Below are 6986 nucleotides of genomic sequence, written 5' to 3' on the forward strand. Positions count from 1 at the left end.
GAAGGCTGCGATCTTTTGATCTTGTCTTTTAAAAAATCAAAAGTCAAAAAGATCGCAGCCTGCGGCAGCTCCTACAGAGGACATCAGTACCTTCCAAGATGAAACTTCTGTCATGAAACCTTGCACCCTGCGACCGAATGTCGCGGATTTAGCGGGCTGCAGCACTGTTGCAAAAACCGCAACAACACCTTGCGCAAATCAAGCGTTTACTTAGCAGGCTAACAAATTCTATAACAGAGACCTGCACACGCCTTGCTGCAGATAACAGAGATTGGAGCTAGCAGATGACTGTAAAAGTAACTGAACGCGACGATTCACACATGTCCCATGAAGGCGTAGCCGCCGGTGTACGGATCTGGGATGTGCATCAACAAGACTTGCTGGTCGGCATGTTCCACAACGAGATCGATGCCCACAACTACAAGGCCGAACTTGAACTGCAGGAACAGCAGCGGGATCTGAAATCCGCTTAGGCGATATTGAACCTGTGGCGAGGGAGCTTGCTCCCGCTGGACTGCGCAGCAGGCCCTGCTTTAAAACAAGGGCCGCTCCGCGCCCCGGCGGGAGCAAGCTCCCTCGCCACAGTTTGTCGTTATTACAGCTTTATCGGTTTACCACATCAGGTCATCAGGGATCTGATAGGCCGCGTACGGATCGTCCTCGGCATTGACCTCTTCGGTCTGCACGTTGAGCTGCACGATACGCTGCGGGTCGCGCTCCTGGATCTTCAGGGCCGCTTCACGGGGGATCACTTCGTAACCGCCGGCATGGTGCACGATGGCCAGCGAACCGCTGCTGAGTTTGTTGCGCATCAGCGTATTGACCGAGATGCGCTTGACCTTCTTGTCGTCAACGAAGTTGTAGTAGTCCTCGGTGGTCAGCTTGGGCAGACGCGAGACTTCGATCAACTGCTTGACCTGCGCGGCACGGGCCTTGGCCTCGGCCTTCTCCTGCTGCTGACGGTTCAGCTCCTGGTCGCGCTTGACCTTCTCGGCCATGGCTTCCTGAGCGGCGCGCTGCTGCGAATCATCCAGTTCGGCCTGCCCTTTGTGGACCAGGCGCTGTTGCTTCTGCTTGTCTTTGCTGACCTGCTTGGCCTGCTTTTGGTTGACCAGGCCTGCTTTGAGCAACTGGTCGCGAAGGGAAAGGCTCATTAATGCTTACTCACTTGGGCAACGGCTCAGCCGCAGCTGGGCAGATTCTTTTCCTGGCGTTTGGCTTCACCCCACAGGGCGTCCAACTCTTCGAGGGTGCAATCTTCCATGGGACGACGGGTGTCGCGCAATGCCTGTTCGATAAAACGGAAACGTCGTTCGAACTTGGCGTTGGCGCCACGCAGCGCAGTTTCCGGATCGACCTTCAGATGCCGGGCCAGATTGACCACGGAAAACAGCAGATCGCCGATCTCGTCGGCCACCGCCTGGGGATTATTTTCGGACATGGCCTCGAGCACTTCATCGAGTTCTTCGCGCACCTTGTCCAGTACCGGCAGGGCATCCGGCCAGTCGAAGCCGACCTGCCCGGCACGTTTTTGCAACTTGGCCGAACGCGACAGCGCCGGCAACGCGGCGGGCACGTCATCGAGCAGTGACAGCTGCTCGGGCGCGGCAGATTTCTCGGCACGTTCTTCGGCCTTGATCTCTTCCCAGCGCTGCTTGACCTGTTCTTCGCTCAGGCGCGGCACATCCAGCGGCGCATACAGATCGCCGGTGGGGAAGACGTGTGGGTGACGGCGGATCAGCTTGCGGGTGATGCTGTCGACCACCCCGGCGAATTCGAAGCGCCCTTCTTCCCGGGCCAGCTGGCTGTAATAGACCACCTGAAACAATAGATCGCCCAGCTCGCCCTGCAAATGATCGAAGTCACCGCGCTCGATGGCGTCAGCCACTTCGTAGGCTTCTTCGAGGGTGTGCGGAACGATGGTTGCGTAGGTTTGCTTGATGTCCCACGGGCAACCGTACTGCGGGTCGCGCAGACGGTTCATCAGGTGGAGCAGGTCTTCAAGGCTGTACATACAAAATCTCACTCAACCGTGTAGGAGCTGCCAAAGGCTGCGATCTTTTGATTTTGATTTTCAAGATCAAAGGATCGCAGCCTTCGGCAGCTCCTACAGGGGACCGCGTTATGGGGTACGGTTACGCCGCGTTTCGATGATGTTCGGCAACTGCGAAATCCGCCCCAGCAAACGCCCCAGCGCATCCAGCCCCGGAATCTCGATGGTCAGCGACATCAGCGCGGTGTTGTCTTCCTTGTTCGAGCGGGTGTTGACCGCCAGCACGTTGATCCGCTCGTTGAGCAGCACCTGCGAGACGTCACGCAGCAGACCGGAACGGTCGTAGGCGCGGATGACAATGTCCACCGGATAGGTGAGCACCGGCACCGGACCCCAGCTGACCTGGATGATCCGCTCAGGCTCGCGCCCGGCCAGTTGCAACACCGAGGCGCAGTCCTGACGGTGGATGCTCACGCCGCGGCCCTGGGTGATGTAACCGACAATCGCATCGCCCGGCAGCGGCTGGCAGCAGCCAGCCATTTGCGTCATCAGGTTGCCGACGCCCTGAATCTGGATGTCGCCGCGCTTGCCCGGCTTGTAACCGGTCGCCTTGCGCGGAATCAGCTCCAGTTGTTCGTTACCGCGTTCCGGCTCGACCAGTTGCTGCGCCAGGTTGACCAGTTGCGCCAGACGCAGGTCGCCGGCACCGAGGGCGGCGAACATGTCTTCGGCGGTTTTCATGTTGGCCTTTTCGGCCAGCTTGTCGAAATCCACCGCCGGCAGACCGAGGCGATTGAGTTCGCGCTCGATCAGGGTTTTACCCGCCGCGACGTTCTGGTCACGGGCCTGCAACTTGAACCAGTGAACGATCTTCGCTCGCGCCCGGGAGGTGGTGACATAGCCCAGGTTCGGGTTCAGCCAGTCGCGGCTTGGCGTACCGTGCTTGCTGGTGATGATCTCGACCTGTTCACCGGTCTGCAGGCTGTAGTTGAGTGGCACGATGCGACCATTGATCTTGGCGCCACGGCAGTTGTGACCGATCTCGGTGTGCACGCGGTAGGCGAAGTCCAGCGGCGTCGCGCCTTTCGGCAAGTCGATGGCGTGGCCGTCCGGGGTGAAGATGTAGACCCGATCCGGTTCGATATCGACCCGCAGCTGTTCGGCCAGACCACCGATATCACCCAGCTCTTCATGCCACTCGAGGACCTGACGCAGCCAGGAGATTTTCTCTTCGTAGTGATTGGAGCCGGATTTGACGTCGGTGCCCTTGTAGCGCCAGTGCGCACACACGCCCAACTCGGCCTCCTCGTGCATGGCGTGGGTGCGAATCTGCACCTCAAGCACCTTGCCCTCCGGACCGATCACCGCCGTGTGCAGCGAGCGATAGCCGTTCTCTTTCGGGTTGGCGATGTAGTCGTCGAACTCTTTCGGGATGTGCCGCCACAGGGTGTGGACGATGCCGAGCGCGGTGTAGCAGTCGCGCATTTCCGGCACCAGCACGCGCACCGCGCGCACGTCGTAGATCTGGCTGAACTCCAGACCCTTGCGCTGCATTTTGCGCCAGATCGAATAGATGTGCTTGGCCCGGCCGCTGATGTCGGCGTCGACGCCAGTGGCCTGCAATTCATCCTTGAGCTGGGTCATCACATCGCTGATGAAGCGCTCACGGTCCAGCCGCCGCTCGTGGAGCAGCTTGGCGATCTGTTTGTATTGATCGGGTTCGAGGTAACGGAAGGACAAGTCCTCCAGTTCCCACTTGATATGGCCGATGCCGAGTCGGTGCGCGAGCGGCGCATAGATGTCGAAGACTTCCCGGGCGACGCGGTTACGCTTCTCGTCGTCGGCGGTTTTTACCGCGCGGATCGCGCAGGTACGTTCGGCCAGTTTGATCAGCGCGACGCGGACGTCGTCGACCATCGCCACCAGCATCTTGCGCAGGTTTTCCACCTGGCCCTGGGTGCCCATCACCATCGACTGGCGCGGGCTGAGGCTGGCACTGATCGCCGCCATGCGCTGCACGCCGTCGATCAGCTTGGCCACCACCGGACCGAAACGCTGGCTGACGGCCGCGAGTTCAATCTGGCCTTCACGCACGCCGCGGTACAGCACCGCCGCGACCAGCGAATCCTGGTCGAGCTTGAGGTCGGCGAGAATCTCGGCGATCTCCAGGCCCGTACTGAAACTGCCGCTGCCCTCGGCCCACAGGTTCTTCTTGGCATTGGACTGCTGTTCGGCCTCGCGAGCGAACTCGCAGGCTTCTTTCAAGGCTTCGCGATCCAGTGCCATGTCGACACTGACCGCGTGATCGAGCCAAGCCTCGAGATTGATACTGCCGTCGGTGTTGATCGGCTGGTGTGCTCTCACCTGTACCATGCTGCTTTACCTTCCCTACGACGCAGATTCAATGCGTCAAATCGCTGATCCCTAATGCCCCGTTTGCGCTCGCGGGGCTGAAGCGAGCGCTGCGCGGACAGATCAGACGGATTCAGACGAGCCATCCTGGCTCGCTTCAAATAACGCCATGGCCTCGACATGCGCCGTCTGAGGAAACATATCGAGAATCCCGGCACGTTTTAACCGGTAGCCCTGCTTGATCAATTCGACCGTATCGCGCGCCAGAGTTGCAGGGTTGCACGACACATAAACCAACCGCTCGGCACCCAGGGTCGCGAGCTTGCGCACCACCTCGAAAGCACCGTCACGCGGTGGGTCCAAGAGTACCGCAGAAAAGCCGTTTCCGATCCATTCGACATCGGTCAAAGGCTGGGATAAATCGGCTTGAAAAAACTTTGTGTTATGCAAATTGTTGCTAGCGGCATTCGCAGCGGCGCGGTCGACCATGGTCTGCACGCCCTCCACCGCCACCACTTCGCGCACGCTTTTGGCCAATGGCAAGGCGAAGTTGCCCAGGCCGCAGAACAGGTCGAGCACGCGCTCGTCACCGGTCGGCTTCAGCCAGTCCAGTGCCTGCGCCACCATCGCCTCGTTGACCCCGGCGTTGACCTGGATGAAATCCCCCGGCCGCCAGGCCAGATCCAGATCCCACTGTTCCAGGCGATAACCCAGCGACTGCGTGGCATCCACCGGTTGCGGCTCGCCGTCGCCATGCAGCCACAGTTGCGCGTCATGGAACTGACAGAATTCCTTGAGGATCGTCAGGTCGGTTTCAGACAACGGCGCCATGTGTCGCAACAACACCGCCAGCGAAGAACCACTGAACAACTCGACGTGCCCCAGCGCTTGCGGTTTGCTCAAACGACGGAGCATCTCCGGCAAACGGGTCATGATCGGTTGCAAGGGCTGTACCAGCACCGGGCATTCGTTGATACCGACGATGTCCTGACTGCCGGCGGCGCGAAAACCGACTTCGAGCTGCTTGGCTTTCATGTCCCAACGCACGGCGATCCGCGCGCGGCGGCGATAGCCGAATTCCGCTCCGGTCAGCGGCGCCGCCCATTCGTCAGGCGCGACCCCGGCAACCTTCGACAGCTGCTCGGCGAGCATGCGCTGTTTCAGGGCAAGCTGTTCGGCATGGGGCAAGTGTTGCACGCTGCAGCCACCGCAACGGCCGGCGTGCTGACAGGCAGCCGGGCGACGCAGTTCACTGGCCTTGAACACGCGCTCGGTGCGCGCTTCGACCACTTTGCCGTGGGTACCGAGCACCCGCGCCTCGACTTCTTCACCGGCGAGGGCGCCGAGGACGAACCAGGTTTTGCCTTCGAAAAACGCGATGCCGCGACCGTCATTGGCCAGGCGCTCGATGCTCAGGCGCTGCTTTTTGCCAGTCGGGATTTGCGCGGCCTTGCTGCCGCCGGTGGGCTGGAAGCGCAGGCCTCTCTCGTGCCTGGCCATCAGTTGGCCGCGTCGAAAATGCCGGTCGACAGATAACGGTCGCCACGGTCGCAGATGATCGCGACGATCACCGCGTTTTCAACTTCTTTGGACAGGCGCAGCATCGCTGCCACCGCACCGCCCGAGGACACGCCACAGAAGATGCCTTCTTCGCGGGCCAGACGCCGGGTGACGTCCTCGGCTTCGCTTTGCGCCATGTCGACGATGCGGTCAACGCGGTCAGCCTGATAGATCTTCGGCAGGTACTCCTGCGGCCAGCGACGGATGCCGGGAATGGCCGAGCCTTCCATCGGCTGCAGCCCGATGATCTGCACGCTGTCGCTCTGCTCTTTCAAGTAGCGCGAGACGCCCATGATGGTGCCGGTGGTGCCCATCGAACTGACGAAATGGGTGATGGTGCCCTGGGTCTGACGCCAGATTTCCGGGCCAGTGGTGGTGTAGTGCGCTTCAGGATTGTCGCCGTTGGCGAACTGATCGAGCACCTTGCCACGGCCTTCGGCTTCCATCCGCTGGGCGAGATCGCGCGCGCCTTCCATGCCTTCTTCCTGGCTGACCAGAATCAGCTCGGCACCGTATGCGGTCATCGCCGCTTTACGCTCGGCACTGGAGTTGTCCGGCATGATCAGGATCATCTTGTAACCCTTGATCGCGGCAGCCATGGCCAGCGCGATGCCGGTGTTGCCCGAGGTCGCTTCGATCAATGTATCGCCAGCGTGAATCTGCCCGCGCAACTCGGCGCGAGTGATCATCGACAACGCCGGACGGTCCTTGACCGAACCCGCCGGGTTATTCCCTTCAAGCTTGAGCAAAAGGGTGTTGCTGGTAGCACCGGGCAGGCGCTGCAAACGCACCAGCGGCGTGTTGCCGACGCAATCGGCGATGGTTGGGTACTGCAGGGTCATGGCGTATTCGCAATCCAGACGTGCGGGGGCGCCTATCATACCGGCAAACGTTCGCAGGCCATATCACGCAAAGTGCGGTGCTTATGGTTTCTGGGAATAAGCAGATGGCTCAGCCTTCTTCATCCCCTGCGACATTCATGGCATAGAACTCGTGCAATTTGGCTTGCAGCAATTGTTTGTCTGGCAACTGCACCTGATATTCCGCGATCAATGCTGCAGACAAGCTGCGGTTGAGGGCG

6 protein-coding genes and 1 pseudogene are annotated in these 6986 nt (G+C 60.4%); 1 reads left to right on the forward strand and 6 read right to left on the reverse strand.

Going from position 1 to position 6986, the window contains the following annotated elements:
- Window positions 1–284 precede the first annotated feature (284 nt).
- The gene (locus HT737_RS07525) at window positions 285–473 is read left to right on the forward strand and encodes a hypothetical protein (RefSeq protein WP_003227153.1); all 189 of its coding nucleotides are present in this window, start codon (window positions 285–287) and stop codon (window positions 471–473) included.
- Between the two features lie 138 nt (window positions 474–611).
- Here the strand turns inward: HT737_RS07525 and HT737_RS07530 are convergent, their stop codons facing one another.
- From HT737_RS07530 to HT737_RS07555, 6 genes and pseudogenes are all read right to left on the reverse strand, one after another.
- On the reverse strand, window positions 612–1154 hold the full coding sequence (locus HT737_RS07530; RefSeq protein ID WP_182402048.1) for a DUF2058 domain-containing protein: 543 nt from the start codon (window positions 1152–1154) through the stop codon (window positions 612–614).
- 26 nt (window positions 1155–1180) lie between these two features.
- Complete coding sequence (gene mazG, locus HT737_RS07535; protein WP_182402050.1) at window positions 1181–2014, reverse strand: nucleoside triphosphate pyrophosphohydrolase; 834 nt, start codon at window positions 2012–2014, stop codon at window positions 1181–1183.
- A 108-nt stretch (window positions 2015–2122) separates the two neighbouring features.
- A complete protein-coding gene (relA, locus tag HT737_RS07540) occupies window positions 2123–4366 on the reverse strand; it encodes a GTP diphosphokinase (RefSeq protein WP_041067509.1) in 2244 nt (747 codons plus the stop codon).
- 102 nt (window positions 4367–4468) lie between these two features.
- Window positions 4469–5845: a 23S rRNA (uracil(1939)-C(5))-methyltransferase RlmD gene (gene rlmD, locus HT737_RS07545; RefSeq protein ID WP_182402052.1), complete on the reverse strand. Its 1377-nt coding sequence runs from the start codon at window positions 5843–5845 to the stop codon at window positions 4469–4471.
- Window positions 5845–6747: a cysteine synthase CysM gene (gene cysM, locus HT737_RS07550; RefSeq protein ID WP_041067515.1), complete on the reverse strand. Its 903-nt coding sequence runs from the start codon at window positions 6745–6747 to the stop codon at window positions 5845–5847. Before cysM ends, rlmD begins: the two co-directional genes overlap by 1 nt.
- Window positions 6748–6856: 109 nt before the next feature.
- A pseudogene (locus tag HT737_RS07555) lies at window positions 6857–6986 on the reverse strand (DUF1016 domain-containing protein); the annotation flags it as partial.

The sequence above is a fragment of the Pseudomonas sp. MD195_PC81_125 genome, from assembly GCF_014060985.1.
Taxonomy (GTDB): domain Bacteria; phylum Pseudomonadota; class Gammaproteobacteria; order Pseudomonadales; family Pseudomonadaceae; genus Aquipseudomonas; species Aquipseudomonas parakoreensis.

Excerpts from the sequence above, each read along its gene's own strand:
- HT737_RS07530 (WP_182402048.1), bottom strand. The coding sequence starts at position 1,154 with ATGAGCCTTTCCCTTCGCGACCAGTTGCTCAAAGCAGGCCTGGTCAAC.
- rlmD (WP_182402052.1), bottom strand. The coding sequence starts at position 5,845 with ATGGCCAGGCACGAGAGAGGCCTGCGCTTCCAGCCCACCGGCGGCAGC.
- mazG (WP_182402050.1), bottom strand. The coding sequence starts at position 2,014 with ATGTACAGCCTTGAAGACCTGCTCCACCTGATGAACCGTCTGCGCGAC.
- HT737_RS07525 (WP_003227153.1), top strand. The coding sequence starts at position 285 with ATGACTGTAAAAGTAACTGAACGCGACGATTCACACATGTCCCATGAA.
- cysM (WP_041067515.1), bottom strand. The coding sequence starts at position 6,747 with ATGACCCTGCAGTACCCAACCATCGCCGATTGCGTCGGCAACACGCCG.
- relA (WP_041067509.1), bottom strand. The coding sequence starts at position 4,366 with ATGGTACAGGTGAGAGCACACCAGCCGATCAACACCGACGGCAGTATC.